The sequence below is a fragment of the Amycolatopsis sp. NPDC000009 genome, assembly GCF_055563465.1.
Genome location: NZ_JBVHDI010000001.1, coordinates 569,940 through 592,781, shown reverse-complemented (window position 1 = coordinate 592,781; position 22,842 = coordinate 569,940). Strand labels below are relative to the sequence as shown.

The following is a 22,842-nucleotide window of genomic DNA, read 5'->3' as shown; positions in this document are numbered from 1 at the left end:
GACTAGGCCGATCAGCTGGTTTCCGGCACCGGGCACAGCCGTCTCGTCCAGGTTTCAGGACGGCGCCGTGGCGTTACCGAGGGCGAGCATCCGGGTACTGCGGCGAGCCGGTCTCCGTGTCGACGAGCTGGACGACCGGTCGCCGCAGTAGCCACTGTTGGTCCTTTTTAGACGGTCAGCCGCCGAGGCCGGAGCCACCACCCGGAGGAGTGCTCGGGGGCTCACTGGTCGGAGCGGGCGAAGTGGTCGGCGTCGTCGGTCTTGTCGGCGTAGACGATTTCGTCGGCGTCGGAGTCCCCACCGGCGCACCGCCGTAAGCCGCGAAACTGAACCAGATCGCCCCGCCCGCCTTCGGCGTGGTCTGGTCGAACATCGCCCGCACCTGGAACGTGGTCGCCGTGTACGAGCCCTGCACCGTGTTCAGCATGTACGCGTTGAACTGTCCCGGCGTGTTCGCCGAGACGACCACCACCGCCGGGACCGCGCCCAGCGCGTGCTGCACGGTGCACATCCCGGCGCCGTCGGTCACGCACGACGTCTCCGCGGCCTGCACGCTCGGTGACGGCGACGGGCCGACGGCGCCGGAAGTCCCGGCGAACACGGTGCCCCCGGCCGCGGCGACGGCCAGCCCCGCCACGGCGAGCGCGGCCTTCTCTCTGACCCTCATTCGTCCTCCCTCGTTCGGAACCCGAAAGCAAGGGTCGGCGCCCGTGCCGCGATCGTTACGCCACGCCGAGCCGCCGCAGCGCCGGACGCCACCGGTTTCCGCCGGTGGCCAGCCCCAGCGCCACCAGGCCCGCGCAGTACTTGCTCACCGACTGCTCCCGGATCCGCAGTTTCGCCAGTGCCTCGGTGACGCTGTTGCGCTCGGAAGCCGACTTCACCTCCAACAGCACCAGATCGCCTCCGGCCGCGAGGCTCCGCGAGCCCGCACGCCACACCAGCGACGTGTCGCAGGTGATCCGCGCGTCGGCGGCGACGAGGGTGGTGCGCCGGTAGTCGGTGACCAGCGCGGGAGTCAGTGGCCGTGGCGCCGGGCGGCCGTAGGCGGCGGTGAGCGCGTCGTCGAGGAACGCCAGCGCGGGCGCGGTCAGGCCGTGCGCCGCCTCGGCCGGGTGCGGGCGGCGCACCTTGACCGTCTCGTCGCGCTTCCCGCTGACCTTCAGTTCGCAGTAGGTGTCGGCCGAGTCGGTGTAGGTCCGGGTGCGGATCTTGAACCGGCGCCGCCGATCCTGCCGGTGCGCGCGGAAGATCGCGAGATCCGGGGTGTCGAAATACGTCGACGAGTAGCCGAACACGCGTTGCCCGTCGATCTCCAGGCAGCGCAGCGGCAGAACCTCGGTGACGGCCAGGAAGTCGTTGAGCGGCAGGACGTATTTGCGGTCCGTCCGGCTCATCAGCCCGCTCGTGGCGACGACTTCGGCCAGCGAGAGCGAAGGGAGCCCTTTCGTCACCGCCGCGACGGTGGCCGTTCCGCGCCCGCTCACCGATGCCCCGCCGGCGCGCCGTGGACGACGGCCGCGGCGTCCGGGCGGAACCGGACGTCGACGACGGTCACCTCACGGACATAGTCCACTTCGGACACACTGTGCCGCACGACCGTTCCGCCGAGCCGTGCCCGCAGCTCCATCAGCATCGTCTGTTCGTCGGGGTACACGGTGTCGAGCACGACCGTGCGCCGCTGCGGGCCGCGCGTGCGCGACGGGTGGTCGGCGACGTACATGACGGCGAGCAGCAGGACGTTGAAGACCGCGACGATCCGCCAGTCCGCGGACGGCAGCCCGTTCACCAGCCCCAGCACCAGCGCGACGAAGTAGTACGCGACCTCCTGCTGGCTGATCGAATCGGACCGCAGCCGGATGATCGACAGCACCCCGAACAGGCCGAGGCCGAGCGCGCTCGCGGTCGACACGGAAAGCAGCACGGCGACCGAAACGCAGACGCCGACGTTCAGCGCGAGGTAGGCGCAGGCGAGGTCACCGCGGTGGTGGCGACGGGCGTAGATGCCGTAGGCGAGGATGACGGCGGCGACGAGGTCGACGGTGAGATGAAGCAGTGTCGTGGTCATGGAAACCACTGTGGTGGAACGAGAAGAGACCGCCGTGAGAGCCGGATGAGAACCGTCTCATCAGGACTCACCGAGCCGGTAACCCATCCCCCGTACGGTTTCGATCCGCTCGGCGCCGATCTTCCCGCGCAGATACCGGATGTAGACGTCCACCACGTTGGAACCCGGGTCGAAATCGAAACCCCAGACCCCGCCGAGCAGCTGTTCCCGTGACAGCACCTGGCCACGGTTCCGCAGCAACGTCTCCAGCAGCGCGAACTCGCGTGCGGTGAGGTCCTTCTCCTCCCCCGCCACCGAAACCTTCCGCGTGCGCAGGTCGAGCGAGAGCTCCCCGGCGCGCAGCACCGCCGGCTCGGCTTCGGGATTCCCCCTCAACCGCAGGCGGATCCGGGCGAGCAGTTCCTCGAACGCGAACGGTTTGGCCAGATAGTCGTCGGCGCCGCCGGACAGCCCGGCGACGCGGTCGACGACGCTGTCCCGCGCGGTCAGGATGATCACCGGCACCGTCCGGCCCGCCGCCCGCAGTGCCCGCAGCAGATCCGAGCCGTCGAGGTCCGGGAGACCGAGGTCGAGGACGACCAGGTCGTGCGCGCCGGTCAACGCCTCGGTCAGCCCTTCGGAGCCGGTCTTGACCCAGCGGGTCGCGAAACCCTGCGCCCGCAGGCCCTTCTCCACGAACGCGCCGATCCGGGCGGAATCCTCCACCACCAGCACACTGGTCACCGGTCCGCACCTTCCGCGACGGGGATCTCCATGGTGAACCGCGCGCCTTCGCCGGGCGCGGTGTCGAGCAGGACACGGCCGCCGTGCGCCTCGGCGATCGCGGCGACGATCGCCAGGCCGAGCCCGGCGCCGTCGTCGCCGCTCGAGTTGCTGCCGCGTTTGAACCGTTCGAAGATCCGGCTTCTCGAATCCGGCGGGACCCCCTCGCCGGTGTCGCGGACCCAGAGCCGCGCCGTCGTCGCGGTCACCTCCGAGCCGAGGGCGATCTCCTGGCCGGGAGCGGTGTGCCGGACGGCGTTGGAGACCAGTTGCAGCAACGCCTGCGCGAGCCGCTGACCGTCCGCGCGGACCTTCACCTCCGCGACCGCGTCGAGCCGCCAGACGCGGTCGGCCAGCGGCCGGGATTTGGCGAGCGTCTCGACGGTGAGATCGGCGAGGTCGGTCTCACCCGGCGTGAGGAAGTCGGGGCTGCCGGACTTCGCGAGCACCAGCAGGTCGTCCACGATCCGTTGCATCCGCCCGAGTTCGTCGAGGACCAGATGCCGGGTGGCGGCGTTCTCGCCGGGATCGTCCCCCATCAGCTCGAGATGGCCGCGGACGATGGTGATCGGCGTGCGCAGTTCGTGCCCGGCGTCGTCGATGAACTCGCGTTGCCCGGCGAAGGCGCTTTCGAGCCGGTCCAGCATCGTGTTGAAGGTGCGCCCGAGCGCGGCGACGTCGTCCGAGCCGCGGACCTCGATCCGGCGCGAAAGATCGGTCTCGCCGATCTGCTCGGCGGCCAGCCGGACCTCCCGCACCGGCGCGAGGATCCGGCCGGCGACCAGCCAGCCGATCAGCCCGGCCAGCACGAGCGCGGCCCCGGACATCGCGGCCATCACACCGACGACGTCGTTGATCTCGCCGGCGGCGTGGTCGACGAACTCGACGATCACCAGCGCGCCACGGCCCGGCGAGCCTTCGATGGTCACCGGGACGACGCCGTACCGCGCGGATCCGACCGCGGTGGTGACCGTGCCGTACGCCGGACTCGTCGCCCGCGACAGCTCGGCGACGAACTTCGGGTCGGTGTCGAGCCGGACCGGCGGCTCGATCGCGCTCCGCCTCGACGCGGCGCCGTCGCTGATCGAGAAGAACGTCTCGTACTTCTCGGGCAGGTTCCGTTCCAGGTGACGGCCGAGGACCGCCTCGACGGTGGCGGGCTGCCCGGCCGGGCGGGCGTCGGGCGACGCGAGGAAGGCCCTGAGTTTGCCGGTCTCGTGCGCGATCTCGTTGTCGAGGCGCTGGTCCAGCTGGTTGTGCAGGACGGTGCGGGTGGCCAGCAGCGATCCGGCGAGCGCGAGCAGCACGACCAGCAGGACCCACGCGAGGATCCGGGCGCGGGCGCTCACCTGGCCTGCTCAGTCGTCGAGGTCGAAGTGGTCATCGGCGTCATCAGGGTCATCATCGACGTCGTCGTCGTGCCCGGCCAGCCGGGGCGGGACGACGGCGGGCGGGGCACCCGCTTCACCCGGCCCGGTGACGGCCTGCCCGGCCGGGGCGACCACCGCCGGGCCGAGGTCGGGTGGCGAGGCCGCGGTGGCCGCGATGACGGCGAACGTGCCGGCGGCCGCCACCACGACGGCGGCGACCCCGGCCAGGACGATGATTCGGACTCGCATACCACCCAGGCTGCCCGGCGCCGGTGAGTCACCGATGAGGGCTCGATGAGAACTTTCTCATCGAGCCCGCGCCTCACCGGTGCGCGTGCGGATACTCCGGCGAGCGGTGCTGGAAGGCCAGGATGTCGGGATTCCGGATCGTGCCTTCGCTGATCTCGATGGCCCGATCGAGTGTTTCGTCGGCGACCCAGGCGGATGGCCCGCCGAGGACCTGCTTCAGATGCGGCAGCAGGGCGCCGCTGATCTCCCAGCTGGCCGAATCCCACAGGTAGGGCGGGCTGTGGTCGACGGCGTAGTAGGTGACGCCGCCGACCGGGAAGACCGGTTCGGTGAAGGTCGTCGGCTTCGCCCAGCTGAACCCCATTTCCTCGTCGCACGAAACGTCCACGATCAGGCTGCCCGGCTTGAACGCGGCGAGGTCTTCGTCGACGAGGAACGTCAACGGGGCGTTGGTGTCCTGCAGTACGCAGTTGACGACGATGTCGTGCCCGGCGAGGAACTCGGCCACCGGCACGCGACCGGCCTCGGTGATCGCGTGACTGCGGCGGAGATCGCCCGTGCTGTGCACTTCGTGGTCGAGATGCACGATGTTCGCCGAGTGGATCGGCGACCCGACCGCGGTCACGCCACGATGGGTGAGGACGTGCACGTCGTGGATCCCGTGCGCGTTCAACGCCGTCACCGAACCGCGCGCTGTCGCGCCGAAGCCGATCACGACCGCGCGGAGACGGCGGCCGTAGTCACCCGTCGAGCCGATCAGCTGAAGCGCGTGCAGCACCGAGCAGTAGCCCGCCAGTTCGTTGTTCTTGTGGAAGACGTGCAGACCGAAGGAACCGTCACCGCGCCAGTGGTTCATCGCTTCGAAGGCGATGAGGGTCAGCTTCCGGTCGATGGCCAGCTGGGTGAGCTCGTCGTCCTGGACGCAGTGCGGCCAGCCCCACAGGACCTGCCCCGGCCGGAGTTCGGCCAGGTCGGCCGCGAGGGGTTTGGCCAGGAGGATGACATCGCAGTCCGCGATCAGCCGCTCACGGGAACACATCCCGCCGACCAGGGGCGCGAGTTCTTCGTCCGGGACGCCGAAGCGTTCGCCGTAGCCGCATTCGAGATGGATGTTCTTCCGGAGACCGGGTTCGATCCGCTCGAGATGTCGCGGATGGATCGGAAGCCGCCACTCGTTTTCTTTGCGCGAGCGGGAAATGACGCCGAGAGTGAGCTGGTCCACGTGGGGCCCCTTAGCTAGACCTCAGTCTAAGCACAGTGGGCACCGTCGAAGTGAACCGAGTGTCACTTGAACGCCGCCGCGTTCCGCGCCGCCCAGTCGGCGAAGGTCCGTCCCGGTCGTCCGAGCACCTTCTCGACGTCGGGGCTGACCCGCTGCTCTTCCTCCGTCGGCCTGCCGAGGATCGCGAGCGTGGCCTCCACGACCACCGGCGGCATGAACTCCGACATCGCGGCACGTGCTTCGTCTTCGCTCAGCTCGGCGAACCGCAACGGCTCGCCGAGCGCGTCGCCGAGATCCGCCGCCTGCCGCCGCGGCGAGATCGGCTCGGGTCCGGTGAGCACGTAGGTCCGGCCGCGGTGGCCCGGTTCCCGCAGCACGGCCGCCGCGACGTCGGCGATGTCCGCCGGATCGATGACGGGCAGCGCGACGTCGCCGAACGGCGCGGCGACGACCCGATCGGCCCGGATGGCCGGCGCCCACTGGAAAGCGTTCGACGCGAAACCGCCCGGCTGCAGCACTGTCCACTTCGGACTCGAAGCCTTGAGCGCCTCCTCGAACGCGGGCGCGTGCCGTCCGGTCGCGACCCCCTGCGAGGACAGGAGAACGATCTCGGCTTCACCGGCCGCCGCGACGACCGCCGCGACGTCTCCGCCCGCCGCCAGGAATTCTCCCGACGTCAGAAGGAAAACCCGGTCCGCTCCGGCGAAGACCTCCTTCAGTCCTTCCGCACGGGCGAGATCGGCCCGCACGGTCCGCACGCCCTCCGGCACGTCCGACGGCGAGATCCGCCGTGCCACCGCCGTCACCTCTTCTCCTGCGGCGGCAAGGTTTTCCACCAGCAGCCGTCCTACGTTCCCGGTCGCTCCGGTCACCACGATCATGGTCACTCCTCGGTTCGCTCTGCGTTGACGCGACCGAAGCTACCTTCCCGCAGATAGTAGGTACCTAGAGGAAAGTATTGGATTCGTGAGCGCGATCACAACTTCGAAGACCGGGACGGCCGCTTAGGGTCGGGCCCATGCCCGAAACCGCACTCGGCCCCCTGCGCGTCCTCGACTTCTCGCGGGTGCTCGCCGGCCCGTTCGCCACCATGCTGCTGGCCGACCTCGGCGCGACGGTGATCAAGGTCGAGCGGCCGGGCACCGGCGACGACACCCGTAGCTGGGGTCCGCCCTACGACGCCGCCGGTCAGGCGACGTACTTCCAGTCGGTGAACCGGAACAAGACGAGCGTGGCGCTGGACCTCGGCGATCCGGACGACCTCGCCAAGGCCCGCGCGCTCGCGCTGGAGGCCGACGTCGTGGTCGAGAACTTCCGGCCAGGCGTGATGGAACGGCTCGGGCTCGGCCCGGAGGTCCTGCTGGCGGCGAACCCCGGCCTCGTCCTGTGCTCCGTCACGGGTTTCGGCTCCGGCGGCGGCGCCGCGCTGCCCGGTTACGACCTGCTCATCCAGGCGGTCGGCGGGCTGATGAGCATCACCGGCGACCCGGCGGGCGAGCCGCAGAAGGTCGGCGTCGCGCTCGTCGACGTCCTGGCCGGGCTGTTCGCGAGCGTCGGCATCCTCGCCGCCCTGCGCCATCGCGACCGGACCGGGCAGGGGCAGCGGGTCGAGATCGACCTGCTGTCCAGCCTGCTCGCGGCGCTGGTCAACCAGGGCAGCGCCTACACCTCCGGCGGGACGGTCCCGGCGCGGATGGGCAACCGGCATCCCAGCATCGCGCCCTACGAACTCGTCCCCTGTGCCGATCACGAACTCGCGCTCGCCGTCGGCAACGACCGGCAGTTCGCGGCGTTGTGCGAGGTCATCGGGCTGCCGGGGCTCGCGGACGACACCCGGTTCGCGACCAATCCGGCGCGCGTCGAGCACCGGGCCGAACTCCGCGTGCTGCTCGAAGACCACTTCGGCAAGCGTCCGGCGGCCGAGTGGGCGGCGGAGTTGAGCGCGGCCGGGGTGCCCGCCGGGGAGGTCAACGACATCGCGGGCGCGTTCGCGCTGGCCGAACGGCTCGGCCTGAGCCCCACGGTCGATCTCCCGCGGCCCGACGGCACCTCGGTGCGGGTGACCCGCAACCCGATCGGGCTGTCGGCGACGCCGCCGCGCTACGAGACCGCGCCGCCGGACGCCCCCGGGCAACTCATCCTTCCCTTGCCCGGCTGGGGCTGACGGGAAGCCGTCAGCGGATCGTCAGCGCTTGGTCAACACCGGCCGCGAAGCTCAGGCCATGACGAACAGGACAGCCCTCATCTCCGGCGCCGGCATCGCCGGTCCCGCCCTCGCCTTCTGGCTCTCGCGCCAGGGCTACGCGGTCACCGTCGTCGAGCGGTCGCCGGAACTCCGCGCCGGCGGGCAGGCGGTCGACTTCAAGGGCGCCACCCACCGCTTCGTGCTGGAGCGGATGGGCGTCCTCGACGAGATCCGCCGTCACCAGACCGGCGGGCTCGACCAGACGATCGTCGACGCCGAGGGACGGCCGCTCGCCGTCCTTCCCGGCGAATTCACCGGCGGTGACGTCGAGATCCGCCGCGGTGACCTAGCCCGGATCCTCCACGAACGGACCGAGCGGGACTGCGAGTACGTCTTCGGGGATTCCATCGCTTCGCTGACCGAGACGGCCGACGGCGTCGACGTCACCTTCGACCGCGGTGCCCCGAGGCGCTTCGACCTCGTCTTCGGCGCGGACGGCATCCACTCCACCGTGCGACGGCTGGCGTTCGGCCAGGAAGCGGACTACGTGAAGCACCTCGGCCACTACTACGCCCTGGTCGAGACCGACGAGACCGATGGCGGCCCGGCGGTGATGTACAACGAGCCCGGCCGCATGGCGGCCACCGGCGGGCCCAAGGCGACCGCGTTCTTCGTGTTCGCCTCCCCCGAGCTGGGCTACGACCGGTACGACATCGGGCCGCAGAAGGAGATCGTGACCACCGCGTTCGACGGCGGCGGCTGGCGGCTGCCCGAGCTGATGGAGATGGTCAAGCGCTCGGACGACGTCTACCTGGACTCGATCGCCCGGGTCGCGATGGACGGCTATTCCACCGGACGTGTCGCTCTCCTCGGCGACGCGGCGTACGGCAACACCCTGGCCGGCTTCGGCAGCGGACTGGCGATCGTGGCCGCGTACGTCATCGCGGGTGAGCTCGCCGCGGCGAACGGCGACCACGAACTCGCCTTCCGGCGGTACGACGAGAAGTTCCTCCGCTACGCCAAGGTGACCCGCAACGCCAACGCCGGCCCGTTCCTCGCGCCGCCGACGAAGCTGCGGATCAAGCTGCGTGACCAGATGTTCCGGCGGCGGCTTCTGCTGCGCTCGATGCTGTGGATGACCGACAAGCTGGCCACGGACATCACCCTCGACGACTACCCCGCGCTCGCCCGGCGGAGCTGATTCAAAGCGGTGGCGCGGCACCGTGGCCGCGCTCGCCCCCGGCTCCGTGCTCGGCGACCTGGAGCAGCAGCCCCGCCGCCACGCGCACGACCTCCCGCTCGGCGGGGGTCAGCGCTTCGCCGAGCGCACTGGCCAGCCAGCGGTTGCCGTCCCGCACATGCTCTCGCAGGGCTTCGCGGCCCGGCTCGGTGATGGCGATCCGCTGAGCCCGCCGGTCGTGCTCGTCGGGGCGTCGCGCCACCCGGCCTTCGGCTTCGAGCGCGTTCAACACCCTGGTCAGCGACTGCGGCCGCAATCCCTCGATCGCGGCGAGCGCGCCGACGGTCAGCGGACCGCTGTGCCGCAGGTTCGCCAGCACCGACGCGGCCAGCCTGCTCAGGCTCCGGCCTTCGCCGGGTTGCTCGGCCCGAAGGCGGGACGACAACCGCGAAACGGCCCAGCGCACCGATTCGGCGGTCTGCGTTGCTTCAGTCACGATACAACGCTAACACTTACCAATAGCGAGCCGCGATGATCTCCGGGGCACTTGAAGGAACGCCGGTCACGGGCGTGTCGTCCGTCCAGTCACACGTGTCGTCCGTCCAGTCACACGTGTCGTCCGTCCAGTCACGCGTAACCGCCGGTTCAGCCGTGAGTGGCAAGGGCGAAGGGCCCATCACCGCATCGAATGCAGCGAAGGACGCCTTCGGCCCACCCGGGCACCCGATCCGAAGTCCGTGAAGGCCTCCTTGATGGACCCTGATTCCCTCAAGGAGGCCTTCACGGACTCGACGACCCAGCAGCTCAGCCCGAGCGAACTTGGCAAGCGTAAGCTTCATATATGGTTCCGAGTCCATGGCGGGTGTTCTGGGGTCTGCTGGAACACGATCTGCTCATCACCCGGAAGCAGCTCGGCGGGGTGCTGGCGCAGGTGCTCATGCAACCCCTGCTGATGCTCCTGGTGTTCGGGAAGGTCCTCGGCGCGCTCGGCTACACCCCGCCCGGCTACGCGCGGCTGCTCCTGCCCGGCCTCGTCGCACTGAACGCCTTCTTCGCCGCCGCACAGAACGCGTCCTTCCCGCTCGCCATGGAATTCGCCACCCGCACCATCGAGAACAGGCTTCGGGCACCCGTGCCGCTCGCCTGGATCGTCGTCGAGAAGATCTTCGCGGCGGCGTCGCGAGGGCTGGTCACGGCCGTCTTCATGGTCCCGGTCGGCGCGATCGTGCTCGGCGAGCTGTCCTGGCGGCCGGCCGGCGTCCCGGCGGCGCTGGGCTACACCGTGCTCGGCGCGCTGGCCGGCGGCGCGGCCGGGGTGACGATCGGCTCACTCGTGTCCCCCGCCCGGATCGGGATCACCTTCTCGCTCGTGATGCCGCCGCTGCTGTTCACCGGTTCCGCCCAGTTCCCCTTTCCCGAACTCGCCGCGGTCCCCTGGTTCCGGGCGGTCTGCGCGCTGAACCCGATGACCTACGTCAGCGAAGGCCTGCGTGGCGCGCTGACGCCGCAGATCGCCCATCTGCCCGCGTGGCTCTGCACGCTGGCGCTGGCCTTCGCGCTGGCCGTGTTCACCCCCGCGGGGCTCTGGGCGTTCCGGCGGCGGGCGATCACCTGACTTCGGCGTGCGCGATCCGCGGTGCCGTGGTCGGCTGGACGAAGTTTCCCGCGTGACGTTTCCGGGGAAGCCGTGTCCTACGTGTGTCCCCGGACGTAGGCGACCTGAAAGGAGCTTCGGCATGGCGGCGGCCCGATGACGACTTCGGAGAGAACCGCACCGCTCGCGGCAGGCGAAACCGTGCTGGACGACGCGACCTTGGTGGCGCGCGCCCGCGACGGCGAGATCCGCGCGTACGAGCAGCTCGTCCTGCGGTTCCAGGGGCCGATGTACCGGCTGGCGCTTCGGATGCTCGGGAACAAAGGGGACGCCGAGGACGTCGTCCAGGAGGTGTTCCTCGTCGCGTGGCGACGGCTCGACCAGTTGCAGGAGGACGCCGCGTTCGTCGGCTGGCTCTACCGGATGACGACCAACCGGTGCCTGAACGTGATCCGCGCCAGGAAGCCGGTGGCCGACGTCGAGCTGGACCAGCAGGAGTCCGCCGGTTCGGCGGGGCGGCCCGAGCGCGCGGCGGAGACGAGCGCGCAGATGACGGCGCTCACCGGGGCGCTGGACCAGCTGACCGCCGAGCAACGGGCCTGCTGGCTGCTGCGCGAGGTCCACGGGCGCTCCTACGAGGAGATCGCGAAGGCGATCGGGGCGACCACCACCGCGGTGCGCGGACGCATCGCGCGAGCACGAGCACAGTTGGCGGAGGTGATGGCGCCATGGCGATGAACCACGCGACCCGGGACTACCTGCTGCCGTGCGGCCGTGATGTGGAACAGATCTGGGACCGGCTCGACGAGGTCGACGCCGGCCGGGCGGATCCGCACGAACTCGACTGCCCGCACTGCCGGGCGACCCTCGAAAGCCTCCGGGTGCTGCGCGGGCTGACCAGGGAACTGGCCGAAGACGACGCCGAGCCGTCGCCGGATCTCACCGGCCGGATCATGTCCGCGATCCGCGCCGAGGTGCGGCGCCGGGACCTGGTGCCACTGGCCAGCCCGGAGCCGGGCGACGTGCGGGTGAGCGACCAGGCGGTCGCGGCGGTGCTCAGGTTCGCCGCGGACTCCGTGGACGGCGTCCGCGCACGGCGGTGCCGGGTCCTGCCCGCGCCGGACAGCGCCGACCCGCTGGCCGTGAACGTGGAACTGAACCTGGCGATCGCCCATGATTTCGACGGCGACTCGCTGGAAGTGGTCCGCGAACGGGTCACGGCGGCGGCCGGAGCCAGGGTGGGTCTCCGGCTGGCCCGGCTGGATCTGACGGTGGAGGACATCTATGACGCGTGAGCAGGCCCCGGCCAGGCCAAGGACCGAAACGGTGATCGCCCCTCCGGTGATCGCGGCCGTCGCCGCGCACGCCGCGGCCAAGGTCCCCGGCGTGGTCCGCCTCGAACCCGGGCTGCGCGGGCTGGCCGGTTCGCTGACCAGGATCGCGCGGCAGCGGATCAAGGGCCTCGAACCGGCGCCGACGGAAGGAGTCCGCGCGTTCGTCGAGCACGATCCGCCGGACGTCCGGGTGGAGATCGACCTCTCCCTCTCCGGGCTGGACCAGGCCGCGGCGACGGCGCAGGCGGTGCAACGTGCCGTCGGCACGGCGGTCACCGAGGCGACCGGGCTCACCCCGTCGGCCGTCTCGGTGTCTATTTTGGACATAGAAATCCGTGGAGGACTGTTGTGACCGCACGTTCCGAACTGACCGCGTCGCTGCTGAGCACACTCCGCGAGGTGCCGGGGCTGCGCGCGGCGACGCCGTCCACCACCGCCGCCGCCTCGGCGGTGCCGTGGGACCTCGACGTGATGGCCGTCGACATCTCCGAAAACGTCGTCGAGATCCGCGTGGTCGCACTGGAGGTGCCGATCCCGCCGCTCACGGAGGTCGCCGGCGCCGCGTTGCGCGCGGTGCTCACCGGAACCCCGTGGGAGGACGCGAGTCTGCGGATCGTCGTGACCGATGTCGACGCCGCCGCACTCGTTCCCTGACACGAAGATCGCGGTGGCCACGCCCGAGAGCGTGGCCACCGCGATCATGGTGTGGGGACCTAGTTCTTGTTGGTGCCCGGGGTCAGCACCTTGTCGATGACGAAGACGGTGGCGTTCTTGGTGGGGATGTTGCCGCACAGCACCTTCGCGCCGTTGACGGTCATGTTCTCGCCGGAACCCTCGATCTTGACCGGGCCACCCGCGGTGTTCAGGCTCTCCACGGACTTGGCGGCCTCCAGTCCCTTGGCGTCGTAACGCTTGCCGACGACGTGGTACTGCAGGATCGGCGCCAGCTGGTCCGGCTTGCCCGCCAGCTCGGTGAACTTGGCCTCACCCAGGGCCTCGAACGCCGGGTCCGCCGGAGCGAACACGGTGATCGCCTGCTGGCTGTTGAGCGTGTCCACCAGGTTGGTCGCCTTCACCGCGGCGACCAGCTTGGTCAGCAGCGGGTTGGTCGACGCCGCGCTGGCCACCGGCTGCGGCCCCATCGAGTCCAGCGAACCCGGCGCACTACCCTGCGGCAGCTGCGAACAAGCCGGGCCGAACACGTCGGCGTTCGTGGTGACGCCGTCACCCGAGGCGGCGCTGGACATCGGGGCCGACATCGACGAGGACGGGGCGGGCGCGGGGGCGCTGCTGGAGCTGCCGGACGAAGCGCTGTCGTTGCTGCTGCAGGCGGCCAGGGCCAGCGCGGTGACCGCGGTGAAACCGATTCCTGCGACGCGAAGCTTGCTCACGGAAAATCACTCCATTTGTTTTTCGGACTCTTACCGGGTATTCGGATCTGCCATGAAATCGGATTGCCACTCTTTCGAGTGACACCGATCACCGTGCGGTGAAACTGATGACGTGCCGGCCCGTGGCACCGTCGGGAACGGTTCCGGCGCGAGTGTCGGTCTGGGTGTAGCCGGATTTGTCGACAGCCCGGACGGTGACCTGGTGGCTGCCCGGCGGGACGTCGAATTCGGTCCACCACATCCGCCAGGTGTCGACGTTCACCTCTCGGGAAAGCGTTGCGGGCTGCCAGTTCCCGCTCGCGCCGAGGCGGACCTCGACCCGCTCGACACCGATGTGCTGCGCCCACGCCACGCCCGAGATCCGGACCTTGCCCGCGGGCACCGTTTCGAAACCTTTCGGGCTGTCGATCCTGGACTGCGTTTTGATCGGGGCCTGTTCACCCCAGCCGCGGTCGAGCCAATACGCGCGGCGCGCTTTCCAGGTGGTGATTTCCAGGTCCTTGACCCACTTCGTCGCCGAAACGTAGCCATAGAGGCCGGGGATGACCATTCGCGCGGGAAAACCGTGTTCGACCGGGAGCGGTTCGCCGTTCATCCCGATCGCCAGCATCGCGCCCCGCTCCGGATCGAGCGCGGCGACGACCGGGCTGCCCGCCGTCCAGCCGTCGGTGCTGGTCGAGAAGATCTGCTCGGCTCCGGGGAGGACTCCGGCCTCCCGCAACAGCTCCCCGAGGTCCACGCCGATGAAGTTCGCCGTGGACACATAGGTCCCGCCGACCTCATTGGACACGCAGGTCATGGTGATGGTGCGCTCGATCAGCGGACGATTGCGGATGTCGTCGTAGCTGTACCGCTTTTCGTCGCGCACCATGCCGTGCAAGCGCAGGCTCCAGTCCTCGGCCCGGACCTGCGGCACCGACAGCGCGGTGTCGACACGGTAGAAGTCGCGGTTCGAGGTGAGGAACGTCGGTGTGCCCAGTTTGGCGAAATCCGCGTCGGCCGGGATGGGCGGCGCCGGCTCGGCGGGAACGAGCGGTCCGACCGCCGCCCGGGAAGACTCCGCGTCCCTGGTCCCGGCGAGAAGCTGGCCGCCGGCCCCCGCCGCACCCGCGGCGACGACGGCACCGGCTCCGGCCAGCAGCACCGACCTGCGGGACGGCGCGGCACCGGAAGCCTCCTCCACGACCTGCGGCTTGGCCGAGGCCAGGCGATGCAGCCAGAGGAACACGCCGACCCCGGCGATCAGGCTGGCCAGCGGCGCGAGCAGCGCGACCGTCGAGAGGTCGGGGCGCTGCGACACGGCGAACCCGCCCAGCAACCCGAAGGCGGCGATCAGCACGACCCCCGGAACGGGTGACCGGCGCGAGACGACGCCCGCCACGGCGGCGGCGAGCACCATCACGACGGCCATCCCGCCGAGCAGCACGAGCTTGTCGTAGACGCCGAACGTCCGGACCGCGAAGTCCTTCAGCTCCACCGGCGTCAGGTCGATCGCCCCGTTGCCGACCGCGAGGTACGGCGACGCGTTGGCGCTGATGAACCCGGCCACCAGATGACCGGCCGCCAGCGCCGCGGCGAGGGCCACGACGCCGATCAGCGCCGCCCCGAAGAGAGGGAGGCGTGCAACCCGGCCGGTCCGCGAAGTCTTCATGCCAGGTATTCGGCACCGCCGGGCCCGCGGACTGGTTTTCCTTTCACGACAAGGGAAAAGCCACCTTCACACAGAGCATCGCCCAGTATTCGTGACCGACCGGCCCGCGGACAGGTCACGAAACGAACACGCCCCCGAACGCGTGACCCGCCACCCGCCCGAGTTGCCCTGCTCACCCCGGCTTGCATGGTCATACACAACTATGCATATACTTCCATCATGTCCAAGGTACTCACCTCTCTGCCTGTCGGCGAACGCGTCGGGATCGCCTTCTCCGGCGGCCTCGACACCTCCGTAGCGGTCGCGTGGATGCGCGAGAAGGGTGCAGTGCCGTGCACCTACACCGCTGACATCGGCCAGTACGACGAACCCGACATCGCGTCGGTCCCGGGCCGGGCGAAGGCCTACGGCGCCGAGATCGCGCGCGCCGTCGACTGCAAGGCCGCGCTGGTCGAAGAAGGGCTCGCGGCGCTGGCCTGCGGCGCCTTCCACATCCGCAACGGCGGCCGCACCTACTTCAACACGACCCCGCTCGGCCGCGCGGTCACCGGCACCCTGCTGGTGCGCGCGATGCTCGAGGACGACGTCCAGATCTGGGGCGACGGGTCCACCTTCAAGGGCAACGACATCGAGCGGTTCTACCGTTATGGGCTGCTCGCGAACCCGTCCCTGCGGATCTACAAGCCGTGGCTGGACGCCGCGTTCGTCAGCGAGCTCGGCGGCCGTAAGGAGATGTCCGAGTGGTTGCAGGCCCACGGCCTGCCGTACCGGGACAGCACCGAAAAGGCCTACTCCACCGACGCGAACATCTGGGGCGCGACGCACGAGGCCAAGTCGCTGGAGCACCTCGACACCGGCATCGAGATCGTGAACCCGATCATGGGCGTCCGGTTCTGGGACCCCGAGGTCGAGATCGCGCCGGAGGACGTCACGATCGGCTTCGAGCAGGGCCGCCCGGTGACGATCAACGGCAAGGAGTTCGCCACCGCGGTCGACCTGGTCCTGGAAGCCAACGCCATCGGCGGGCGGCACGGGCTCGGCATGTCCGACCAGATCGAGAACCGGATCATCGAGGCCAAGAGCCGCGGTATCTACGAGGCGCCGGGGATGGCACTGCTGCACGCGGCGTACGAGCGGCTCGTCAACGCGATCCACAACGAGGACACCCTCGCCAGCTACCACAACGAAGGCCGTCGTCTCGGCAGGCTCATGTACGAAGGCCGCTGGCTGGACCCGCAGGCGATGATGCTGCGCGAATCGCTGCAGCGGTGGGTCGGCGCGGCCGTCACCGGCGAGGTCACCCTGCGGCTGCGGCGCGGCGAGGACTACTCGATCCTCGACACCACCGGCCCGTTCTTCAGCTACCACCCGGACAAGCTGTCCATGGAGCGCACCGAGGACTCGGCGTTCGGCCCGGTGGACCGGATCGGCCAGCTCACCATGCGGAACCTCGACATCGCGGACTCGCGCGCCAAGCTCGAGCAGTACGCCGGGCTCGGCATGGTCGGCGGCGGGCATCCGACGCTGATCGGCGCCGCGCAGGCCGCGTCGACCGGCCTCATCGGGGCCATGGACGCGGGTGGCGCGCAGGCGATCGCCTCGCGCGGCAAGGCCTCGGCCGAGGACGAACTGCTGGACCACGCCGCGATCGAATCCGGCACGGACTGACCCGAAAACACCGGGACGCGAAAGCGCCGGGCGCGCGGCATCGAAGCCGTTCGCCCGGCGCTGTTCTCGTCGTGAGGGTAAGGCGCTCCCCTGTGAACCCAGCCTAGACGCTGTCCTCCGCCCAGACGGCGTCGTAGTCGGCGCAGACCACCACCACCGATCCGCCGATCAGCTGGATCTCGTGACGGCAGCCACGCTCGTGCGGCAAGGTCTCGTCAAGCTGGACCGGCCCCTCACCGGAGTCGACGATCAGCTCGGCGACCTGGCGATACGTGATCGTCAGGACGGTCGGCGTGCCTTCGCGCCACGCGAACCTCGCGGTCACCGTCAGCTGCCGGTTCTCGCGGGAGAACTCGACCGAAGTGAGGTACAGATCCTTGATGCAGCGGTCACCGGCGAAGCTGTAGTGATCCGGATCGGTGGCGAACGCCGCGGCGCCGGGCGGCAGATCCGCCGCGAGCCGGGGCAGCCGCTCCAGGTACTCGGTGGGGTCGAGAAAGAACCCCTTCTCCTCCGGGACGATCTTGACGTAGTCCATCTCAGCAATTCCCCCTGGCGACCCTGGGCCGTTTCCAGGCGTCGCCCTTGATGTCGTCGTCAGGCTTCAGCCTCTGGCTGCGCCGCATGTAGTCGATCGCATATCCCTTGAGCACGGATTCGAGCTGCGCGGGCGGGTTGGTGGGCACCGACAGGCCGTGCTTGGGGAACCAGCCGTTCGAGCCGAAGAAACCGTACTCGACTCCCTTGTAGTAGACGTGGATCTCGAACTCCGACCGGCCCGCCGTGTCGAAGCGGTCGATCCGGCCGGTGTAGTCACCGAAGAACTTGAGCGGGTCGAGCTCGCCGCCCTGGTTGTGCACCAGGACGGGCGTCGGGCCGGCGAGCACCTGGAAGGTGTGCGGTCCTGCCACCGAGAGGTTGAAGACCGAGGTGTCCTCCTCGTAGGACCGGACCGTCTCGACACGGGCCTGCGCACCGTCGCTTGTGGACAGCGCTTGCCCCGGCCGCACCCAAGCCGCCTCGACCCAGGCGCGCTGTTCCGGGTCCCAGAACAGGTGGCTGTCCGTGGCTGTCACCTCGCCGCCGCGAACGGTCAGCCGGTACAGCAGTTTCTCGCCATGTCCTGCGATCCTCGCGAGCACCGGGACCTCGACCTGCCTTCCGGTGCGCGGATCGACGGCCAGGATCCGGTCGCCGGGTGAGATCTCCTCGATCGGCCGGGTGGCGCGGTCGGCCATGAGCACCCGGGTACCCGCCGCGAAACTGTTCGTGGTCCGCCCGCAGTTGTTGACCGCGTCACGGCGCTGCCCGAGGTCGTCGACGATGCGGGTGACCTCGACCTGCCCGATCGCGCGCGCCAGCACGGAAACCGCCGCGATGCTCTGGATCTGGTACTGCACGGGCACTCCGCCCGCGGCCCGCGATCGTGCTTCCGCGTCGGCCTTCTTCTGCGCTTCGACGGAAGCGAAGACACCACCGGCCGCGCCGTTGACGCAGCTGACCGAACCGGCGCCGTTCAGCGGGAGGGTCGTCGCGCTCTGGCAACTTCCCGCCGGACGGCCGTCGATCGTGACGTTCGCGGTCATGGTGGCGTCGACCTGGCCGGTGACCTTCCCACCGCTGTTCGCCGACGCGGAATTGCTCACGTTCGCGGTCACCGTGCAGCCGCCCGCGCCGCACGACACGGTGGCCGAACCGTTGACGTCGAACCGCACCCCGGTGTCGACCGCGCTGGTCAGTTTCCGGGCGTTCGCCATGAGGTCGTCGTAGACGGCGTCGGTGTCCTCGGGCGACAAGGCGTCCACGTCGGACTCGCCGAGCGCGCCCGATGACTGCTGCTCCGCCGCAGGCCGCGGCGCCACCGACGGAAGCGTCGGGATCTTTGGCAGGGAAGGCATCGTCGGTGCCGCTCCGCCGGGCATCCTCACCGAGTAACGGAGAAGGCGGTGCGGCGCCTCCTTCGAGACGTACAAGTCACCCGCGGGCGTGCTCGCCTTGAGCGCCGGAACGTCCCGGACGGTCTCGTTCTGATCCCCGGGGATCTCGTCCGCCTGGTCCAGCGCCGCGCGCAACCGGGCCGCGAGCTTCTCCGGCGATTCGAACTGCTGCAGGGCCGGGCCGAACAGCGCGTCCTCACCGGTGATCCACCGGTCCTTGAGCTCATCGGTCCCGCCCGCGTCGGCCATCGCGCCGGGCAGTATGCCGTCCGGCGCCTTGAAGTAGACCTTGCCGCCGACGACCAGGATGTCCATCTTCTTGCCTCGCAAGGACATCGTGCCGGACGTCTCGCCGAACGCGGTGGTCTTGACGTCCGTTTTGATCATCCCGCCGACCGCGGACGTGCTGTTCCGGACCGCAGGCGCCGAGGAAAGCCCGGCGAGTGCCTGCTCGAAGGGTTCGCGGCCCGCCTTCGACGGCCACAGCAGCCAGGTCGTCAGTCCGGCGACCAGCACCAACACGAGTCCGGCGATACCGCCGAAGAGCAGCCACCGGGGTTTCCGGGCGGGCGGCGCCGGCACCGGTTGCGGGACCCAGCCCTGCGGCGGCGGCCACTGCGCCCCTCCGGGTGGGAATGTTTGCTCCACGTCGCCCTCCATCACTGTTTTCACCGGACGACCTCACGCTAGGGAGGGATGATGAAAACTTGATGAAACGCGATCAGGGGCCCCGGCCGCCCCGGGCGGACGCGGCCGGGGCCGGTCTCTATCCCTTGCGCGCGAACGAGATCCGGTGCAGTCCGCCGGGCTGTTCGTCGGCAAGGTACAGCTCGCCGTTCTGGTCGGTGCCGAACGTGGTGGCGTCGAGCGGGAACTCGCCGATCCGGGCGCTTTCGTAGGTGCCGTCGGTCTTCTTGCGGACGGCCCACGCCGTTCCCTGGCAGAAGTCGGTGGCGAGGTAGGTGCCACCGGCCAGCGAGGCGTACTTCTTGCCGCGGTAGACGTGCCCGCCGATCACCGCGCAGCCTTCCGCGCCGGAGATGTAGTGGAAGACCGGCTCGGTGTAGGTCACGCCGTCCTTGCAGCGCGTTTCGTCGAAGACGACCGGCCCCTCCTTGCAGGACCAGCCGAAGTTCGCGCCGCCCTTGCCCCTGGCGAGGTGATCGACCTCCTCGAACCGGCCCTGGCCGACGTCGCCGATCCACAGCGAACCATCGGCCGGGTCGAAGGAGAATCGCCAAGGATTGCGAAGCCCGTACGACCAGATCTCCGCCCGCGCGCCCGCCACGCCGGCGAACGGATTGCTCGCCGGGACGCAGTACTTCAGCGGGTGGCACGCGCGGCCGACGTCGATCCGCAGGATCTTGCCCAGCAACGTGTCCAGGCGCTGCCCGGTGGCCAGCGGATCGCCACCGCCGCCACCGTCGCCGATCCCCCAGTACAGGTACCCGTCCGGGCCGAACGCGAGCTGGCCGCCGTTGTGGTTGGGGAATTCGGAATGCGGCTGGGTGATGAGCTCGGTGAGCTCGCCGGTGTCCAGCCGGACCCGCGACAGCGTCACCGCGCTGTCGGCCTTACGGGTGTACGCGACGTAGACCCGCCTGTCCTTGGCGATCGCCAGCCCGAGCAACCCGCGCTCGACGTCGGCGCCGTTCACCTTGGCGCTGATGTCGAGAACCGGCTTGGCGGCGAGCCCGGTCCGGGGATGGTAGGCCCGGACCACGCCGCGCTTCTCCACGATGAGGATCCGGCCGCTGCCGTCGTTCAGCGCCGTGATCGCGGTCGGGTTGACCAGCCCGGACGCGACCTTGGTCGCGGTGGCGGTCAGCTCGCTGAGCGGAACACCCCGCGCTTCCAGGGGTTCCGCGCTGCTCGCGGCAGGGAGCAGCGCGCCGGCCAAGGCGAGCCCGGCCACCAGGGACAACCCCCGGCGGAGGTGCCGTCGCGTCATGAGGACTCCAATCGCCAGTGAATGGTCTGGTCCAATTCAACAGCGACCGGAGGAGCGGCGGTACCTCCATATGCGAGCTTTTCGTCGGTTTCTTTCCGTCGAGGCTTCGTTCTCTACTCGCCCAAGATCGTTTCTTGGCGTTCACTTATCGTTCAGGGCAATTCGGACATGAGCCATACCCCTGAGTAGCCACTTGTGAGACTTCTGTATGCTCCGCTCTCGCTCGATGGGATTAGTCATCCCCCGATCGGGCGAGCCGTTGCGGTCGGGGCCTGTGGTCGCATGCGGCGCTGGCATTCGTGGTCCGTATTCGGATGGGAGACACATGCACGGCAGGTCAGTTCTGGTTCGCGGCGGGATCGCGGTGGCCGCCGCGGCCGTCGCGTTGACGATGGCCGCTCCGGCCGCCCTCGCCGACGACGGCGCGGCGCGGGGCCGGGTGGTCGGCAAGGAAGGCGACGGCGGGTTCGGCGTCAACTTCGAAAGCGGGAAGCCCGCCGACACGGTGCTGTTCACGCTGAAGCTGTCGGACGGCAGCAAGCTCAAGATGTACTGCGTGCAGGTCGAGGTCGGCATGCGCACCGATCAGGACATGATCGAGCGTCCGTGGAACAAGTACCCGGACACCAAGTCGCCGTTCAACAAGAACAGCGCGAAGCTCAACTGGGTGCTGCACCACGGCTACCCGGCGGCGTCGGCCAAGGCGCTCGAAGGCACGCTCGGCAAGAGCGACGTCAAGCTCAACGGTGGCCTTTCGGTCAAGGAGGCCATCACCGCGACGCAGGCCGCGGTCTGGCACTTCAGCGACGGCAAGGACCTGAAGCGCGCCAACCCGATTTCGGGCGGAGCCGCCGAAGAGTCCGCCGACGTGCTGGCCCTCTACGACTACCTCGTGGGCAAGGACAACGTCGGCATCGGCCAGCAGCCGAAGCCGACCCTGGACATCGGCCCGGCCAAGGCCTCGGGCGCCACCGGTACCCGGATCGGCCCGTTCAGCATCGCCACCAGCGGTGAGATCACCGAGCTGACGAGCAAGCTGCCCGAGGGCGTCAAGGTCACCGACGCCGACGGCAAGGCGATCAAGGCCTCCGACGTCAAGGACGGCACCAAGGTCTACGTCGACGTCCCCAAGGACGCCAAGGACGGCTCCGGCACGTTCTCGCTGAAGGTCAGCGGCCACCTCGACACCGGCCGCCTGTTCGTGGGCGAGAACTACGACAAGGTGCCCGCCCAGTCGCTGATCGTCGCGCAGTCCGAGAAGACCTCGGTCGCCGCGAACGCGACCGCGACCTGGAAGCAGGGTGGCGCGCCCGTCACCGAGACCCCGGCCCCCACCACCCCCGGTGGTGCCGAATCGGGTGGCGGCGACGAACTCGCCAACACCGGTGCCTCCGCGACCATGCCGCTGATCATCGGTGGCGCGCTTCTCGGCGCGGGTGCGCTGATGGTGCTGCTGGTGCGCCGTCGCCGTAGCGAGGCGTAAGAACCGAACGAAGAGCGGGGCCGGTCCTTTGTGGACCGGCCCCGCTTTCGCGTTCACCGGTCGTAGTACCTGCCGGGCGTATGTCCGAAGGCTCGGCGGAAGACGTCGATGAACGCGCTGGTGGACGACCAGCCGCAGGTATGCGCCACCGCGGTCACCGGGGCGTCCTCGGCCAAGAGGACCAGAGCGCGATAAAGCCGCAGCTGGGTGCGCCATTGCGGGAAGGTCATGCCGAGGTCGGCTTTGAAGAGCCGCGCCAGGGTGCGGTCACTCGCCCCGACCCGCGCGCCGAGGGCCGCCAGCGTCCGGTTGTCGGCCGGATCCGCGCTGAGGATTTCGCACAGTGCGCGCAGCCGCGGGTCGGACGGCGTCGGCAAGTGCAGGGGTTGCTGCGGCGAGGCGCGAAGCTGATCGAGCAGTACCGCGCGCAGCCGTCGTCGTTCCGGTGTGTCCTCGTGCGGAGGATCGGTGTAGGCGCGGATGAGTTCGCGCAGGAGCGGTCCGACGGCCAGCACGCCCGGTTCGTCCAGCCGCAACGGGTTCACGGTGGCGGGCAGGCCGACGAGACGGAGTTCGAGGTCGCCGTGCGCCTGATGGGCGTGCACGGTCCCGGCGGGCACCCAGACGGCCCTCGTGGCGGGCGCGACCCAGGAGCCCCTGTCGGTGGTGATGGCCAGTACACCGCGAGCGGCGTAGGCGACCTGGTGATCGTCGTGGCGGTGCGCGTCGATCGTCGTGCCGGAGGCCAGGGAGCGAACCTGCGTCGGCGCCGCGGGCATATGGCGGATTTCCGTCAT

At 69.7% G+C, this 22,842-nt stretch carries 24 protein-coding genes; 9 read left to right on the top strand and 15 right to left on the bottom strand.

Annotated features, from left to right (window positions below; all coding sequences use genetic code 11):
- Positions 1-175: 175 nt before the first annotated feature.
- The 8 genes from ACZ3HL_RS03030 to ACZ3HL_RS02995 form a co-directional block, all read right to left on the bottom strand.
- Positions 176-667 carry a hypothetical protein gene (locus ACZ3HL_RS03030; RefSeq protein WP_465528450.1) on the bottom strand — a complete coding sequence of 164 codons (492 nt, stop codon included), beginning with the start codon at positions 665-667 and terminating at the stop codon, positions 176-178.
- Positions 668-722: 55 nt separating this feature from the next.
- On the bottom strand, positions 723-1,454 hold the full coding sequence (locus ACZ3HL_RS03025) for a polyphosphate polymerase domain-containing protein (RefSeq protein WP_465528448.1): 732 nt from the start codon (positions 1,452-1,454) through the stop codon (positions 723-725).
- Between the two features lie 29 nt (positions 1,455-1,483).
- Complete coding sequence (locus tag ACZ3HL_RS03020; protein WP_465416076.1) at positions 1,484-2,068, bottom strand: DUF4956 domain-containing protein; 585 nt, start codon at positions 2,066-2,068, stop codon at positions 1,484-1,486.
- 60 nt (positions 2,069-2,128) lie between these two features.
- Positions 2,129-2,791, bottom strand: coding sequence for a response regulator transcription factor (locus tag ACZ3HL_RS03015; protein WP_257488182.1), 663 nt, complete (start codon positions 2,789-2,791; stop codon positions 2,129-2,131).
- Entirely contained in the window at positions 2,788-4,179 is a 1,392-nt protein-coding gene (locus ACZ3HL_RS03010; protein ID WP_465416079.1) for a sensor histidine kinase, read from the bottom strand. Before ACZ3HL_RS03010 ends, ACZ3HL_RS03015 begins: the two co-directional genes overlap by 4 nt.
- Before the next feature lie 9 nt (positions 4,180-4,188).
- Entirely contained in the window at positions 4,189-4,449 is a 261-nt protein-coding gene (locus tag ACZ3HL_RS03005) for a hypothetical protein (RefSeq protein ID WP_465416081.1), read from the bottom strand.
- A gap of 73 nt (positions 4,450-4,522) precedes the next feature.
- Positions 4,523-5,671, bottom strand: a complete 1,149-nt coding sequence (locus ACZ3HL_RS03000) for a N(5)-(carboxyethyl)ornithine synthase (protein ID WP_465528446.1) — start codon at positions 5,669-5,671, stop codon at positions 4,523-4,525.
- A 62-nt stretch (positions 5,672-5,733) separates the two neighbouring features.
- Complete coding sequence (locus ACZ3HL_RS02995) at positions 5,734-6,552, bottom strand: NAD(P)H-binding protein (protein WP_465528444.1); 819 nt, start codon at positions 6,550-6,552, stop codon at positions 5,734-5,736.
- Positions 6,553-6,689: 137 nt separating this feature from the next.
- On the opposite strand from ACZ3HL_RS02995, the gene ACZ3HL_RS02990 reads away from it, so the two are divergent.
- Together ACZ3HL_RS02990 and ACZ3HL_RS02985 are read left to right on the top strand one after the other, a co-directional pair.
- Entirely contained in the window at positions 6,690-7,835 is a 1,146-nt protein-coding gene (locus ACZ3HL_RS02990) for a CaiB/BaiF CoA transferase family protein (RefSeq protein ID WP_465528442.1), read from the top strand.
- A gap of 58 nt (positions 7,836-7,893) precedes the next feature.
- Complete coding sequence (locus ACZ3HL_RS02985; RefSeq protein WP_465528440.1) at positions 7,894-9,057, top strand: FAD-dependent monooxygenase; 1,164 nt, start codon at positions 7,894-7,896, stop codon at positions 9,055-9,057.
- A 1-nt stretch (position 9,058) separates the two neighbouring features.
- Here the strand turns inward: ACZ3HL_RS02985 and ACZ3HL_RS02980 are convergent, their stop codons facing one another.
- A complete protein-coding gene (locus ACZ3HL_RS02980) occupies positions 9,059-9,532 on the bottom strand; it encodes a MarR family winged helix-turn-helix transcriptional regulator (protein WP_465416092.1) in 474 nt (157 codons plus the stop codon).
- A gap of 345 nt (positions 9,533-9,877) precedes the next feature.
- On the opposite strand from ACZ3HL_RS02980, the gene ACZ3HL_RS02975 reads away from it, so the two are divergent.
- The 5 genes from ACZ3HL_RS02975 to ACZ3HL_RS02955 all read left to right on the top strand — a co-directional run bounded on the left by ACZ3HL_RS02975 (position 9,878) and on the right by ACZ3HL_RS02955 (position 12,618).
- Positions 9,878-10,651, top strand: a complete 774-nt coding sequence (locus ACZ3HL_RS02975; protein ID WP_465528438.1) for an ABC transporter permease — start codon at positions 9,878-9,880, stop codon at positions 10,649-10,651.
- 135 nt (positions 10,652-10,786) lie between these two features.
- Positions 10,787-11,368 (top strand): RNA polymerase sigma factor, encoded by a 582-nt coding sequence (locus tag ACZ3HL_RS02970; RefSeq protein ID WP_465528436.1) that lies wholly within the window; start codon positions 10,787-10,789, stop codon positions 11,366-11,368.
- Entirely contained in the window at positions 11,359-11,925 is a 567-nt protein-coding gene (locus ACZ3HL_RS02965; RefSeq protein WP_465416098.1) for an Asp23/Gls24 family envelope stress response protein, read from the top strand. The genes ACZ3HL_RS02970 and ACZ3HL_RS02965 overlap by 10 nt, the downstream gene beginning before the upstream one ends.
- Positions 11,915-12,316: an Asp23/Gls24 family envelope stress response protein gene (locus tag ACZ3HL_RS02960; protein ID WP_465528434.1), complete on the top strand. Its 402-nt coding sequence runs from the start codon at positions 11,915-11,917 to the stop codon at positions 12,314-12,316. Before ACZ3HL_RS02965 ends, ACZ3HL_RS02960 begins: the two co-directional genes overlap by 11 nt.
- A complete protein-coding gene (locus ACZ3HL_RS02955) occupies positions 12,313-12,618 on the top strand; it encodes a hypothetical protein (protein WP_465528433.1) in 306 nt (101 codons plus the stop codon). The genes ACZ3HL_RS02960 and ACZ3HL_RS02955 overlap by 4 nt, the downstream gene beginning before the upstream one ends.
- Positions 12,619-12,677: 59 nt before the next feature.
- On the opposite strand, the gene ACZ3HL_RS02950 is transcribed toward ACZ3HL_RS02955, so the two are convergent.
- Positions 12,678-13,355, bottom strand: coding sequence for a fasciclin domain-containing protein (locus ACZ3HL_RS02950; protein ID WP_465416105.1), 678 nt, complete (start codon positions 13,353-13,355; stop codon positions 12,678-12,680).
- A gap of 88 nt (positions 13,356-13,443) precedes the next feature.
- Positions 13,444-15,006, bottom strand: a complete 1,563-nt coding sequence (locus ACZ3HL_RS02945) for a molybdopterin-dependent oxidoreductase (protein ID WP_465528431.1) — start codon at positions 15,004-15,006, stop codon at positions 13,444-13,446.
- A 219-nt stretch (positions 15,007-15,225) separates the two neighbouring features.
- On the opposite strand from ACZ3HL_RS02945, the gene argG reads away from it, so the two are divergent.
- Positions 15,226-16,674 carry an argininosuccinate synthase gene (gene argG, locus ACZ3HL_RS02940; RefSeq protein WP_378436634.1) on the top strand — a complete coding sequence of 483 codons (1,449 nt, stop codon included), beginning with the start codon at positions 15,226-15,228 and terminating at the stop codon, positions 16,672-16,674.
- A gap of 103 nt (positions 16,675-16,777) precedes the next feature.
- Here argG and ACZ3HL_RS02935 read toward each other — a convergent pair whose 3' ends face one another.
- The 3 genes from ACZ3HL_RS02935 to ACZ3HL_RS02925 all read right to left on the bottom strand — a co-directional run bounded on the left by ACZ3HL_RS02935 (position 16,778) and on the right by ACZ3HL_RS02925 (position 20,562).
- Positions 16,778-17,212, bottom strand: a complete 435-nt coding sequence (locus ACZ3HL_RS02935; RefSeq protein WP_465528429.1) for a hypothetical protein — start codon at positions 17,210-17,212, stop codon at positions 16,778-16,780.
- A gap of 1 nt (position 17,213) precedes the next feature.
- The gene (locus ACZ3HL_RS02930) at positions 17,214-19,259 is read right to left on the bottom strand and encodes a Hint domain-containing protein (protein WP_465528427.1); all 2,046 of its coding nucleotides are present in this window, start codon (positions 19,257-19,259) and stop codon (positions 17,214-17,216) included.
- Between the two features lie 118 nt (positions 19,260-19,377).
- A complete protein-coding gene (locus tag ACZ3HL_RS02925) occupies positions 19,378-20,562 on the bottom strand; it encodes a PQQ-dependent sugar dehydrogenase (RefSeq protein WP_465528425.1) in 1,185 nt (394 codons plus the stop codon).
- Positions 20,563-20,887: 325 nt separating this feature from the next.
- On the opposite strand from ACZ3HL_RS02925, the gene ACZ3HL_RS02920 reads away from it, so the two are divergent.
- Entirely contained in the window at positions 20,888-22,045 is a 1,158-nt protein-coding gene (locus ACZ3HL_RS02920) for a thioester domain-containing protein (protein ID WP_465528423.1), read from the top strand.
- A 53-nt stretch (positions 22,046-22,098) separates the two neighbouring features.
- Here ACZ3HL_RS02920 and ACZ3HL_RS02915 read toward each other — a convergent pair whose 3' ends face one another.
- Positions 22,099-22,842, bottom strand: a complete 744-nt coding sequence (locus tag ACZ3HL_RS02915; protein WP_465416116.1) for an AraC family transcriptional regulator — start codon at positions 22,840-22,842, stop codon at positions 22,099-22,101.

Bases quoted from the DNA above. Each gene is read 5' to 3' on its own strand.
- ACZ3HL_RS02975 (WP_465528438.1), top strand. From the start codon at position 9,878: ATGGTTCCGAGTCCATGGCGGGTGTTCTGGGGTCTGCTGGAACACGAT.
- ACZ3HL_RS02985 (WP_465528440.1), top strand. From the start codon at position 7,894: ATGACGAACAGGACAGCCCTCATCTCCGGCGCCGGCATCGCCGGTCCC.
- argG (WP_378436634.1), top strand. From the start codon at position 15,226: ATGTCCAAGGTACTCACCTCTCTGCCTGTCGGCGAACGCGTCGGGATC.
- ACZ3HL_RS02935 (WP_465528429.1), bottom strand. From the start codon at position 17,212: ATGGACTACGTCAAGATCGTCCCGGAGGAGAAGGGGTTCTTTCTCGAC.
- ACZ3HL_RS02915 (WP_465416116.1), bottom strand. From the start codon at position 22,842: ATGACGGAAATCCGCCATATGCCCGCGGCGCCGACGCAGGTTCGCTCC.
- ACZ3HL_RS03020 (WP_465416076.1), bottom strand. From the start codon at position 2,068: ATGACCACGACACTGCTTCATCTCACCGTCGACCTCGTCGCCGCCGTC.
- ACZ3HL_RS02990 (WP_465528442.1), top strand. From the start codon at position 6,690: ATGCCCGAAACCGCACTCGGCCCCCTGCGCGTCCTCGACTTCTCGCGG.
- ACZ3HL_RS02960 (WP_465528434.1), top strand. From the start codon at position 11,915: ATGACGCGTGAGCAGGCCCCGGCCAGGCCAAGGACCGAAACGGTGATC.
- ACZ3HL_RS02965 (WP_465416098.1), top strand. From the start codon at position 11,359: ATGGCGATGAACCACGCGACCCGGGACTACCTGCTGCCGTGCGGCCGT.
- ACZ3HL_RS02920 (WP_465528423.1), top strand. From the start codon at position 20,888: ATGCACGGCAGGTCAGTTCTGGTTCGCGGCGGGATCGCGGTGGCCGCC.
- ACZ3HL_RS03030 (WP_465528450.1), bottom strand. From the start codon at position 667: ATGAGGGTCAGAGAGAAGGCCGCGCTCGCCGTGGCGGGGCTGGCCGTC.
- ACZ3HL_RS03005 (WP_465416081.1), bottom strand. From the start codon at position 4,449: ATGCGAGTCCGAATCATCGTCCTGGCCGGGGTCGCCGCCGTCGTGGTG.
- ACZ3HL_RS02925 (WP_465528425.1), bottom strand. From the start codon at position 20,562: ATGACGCGACGGCACCTCCGCCGGGGGTTGTCCCTGGTGGCCGGGCTC.
- ACZ3HL_RS02945 (WP_465528431.1), bottom strand. From the start codon at position 15,006: ATGAAGACTTCGCGGACCGGCCGGGTTGCACGCCTCCCTCTCTTCGGG.
- ACZ3HL_RS02970 (WP_465528436.1), top strand. From the start codon at position 10,787: ATGACGACTTCGGAGAGAACCGCACCGCTCGCGGCAGGCGAAACCGTG.
- ACZ3HL_RS02995 (WP_465528444.1), bottom strand. From the start codon at position 6,552: ATGATCGTGGTGACCGGAGCGACCGGGAACGTAGGACGGCTGCTGGTG.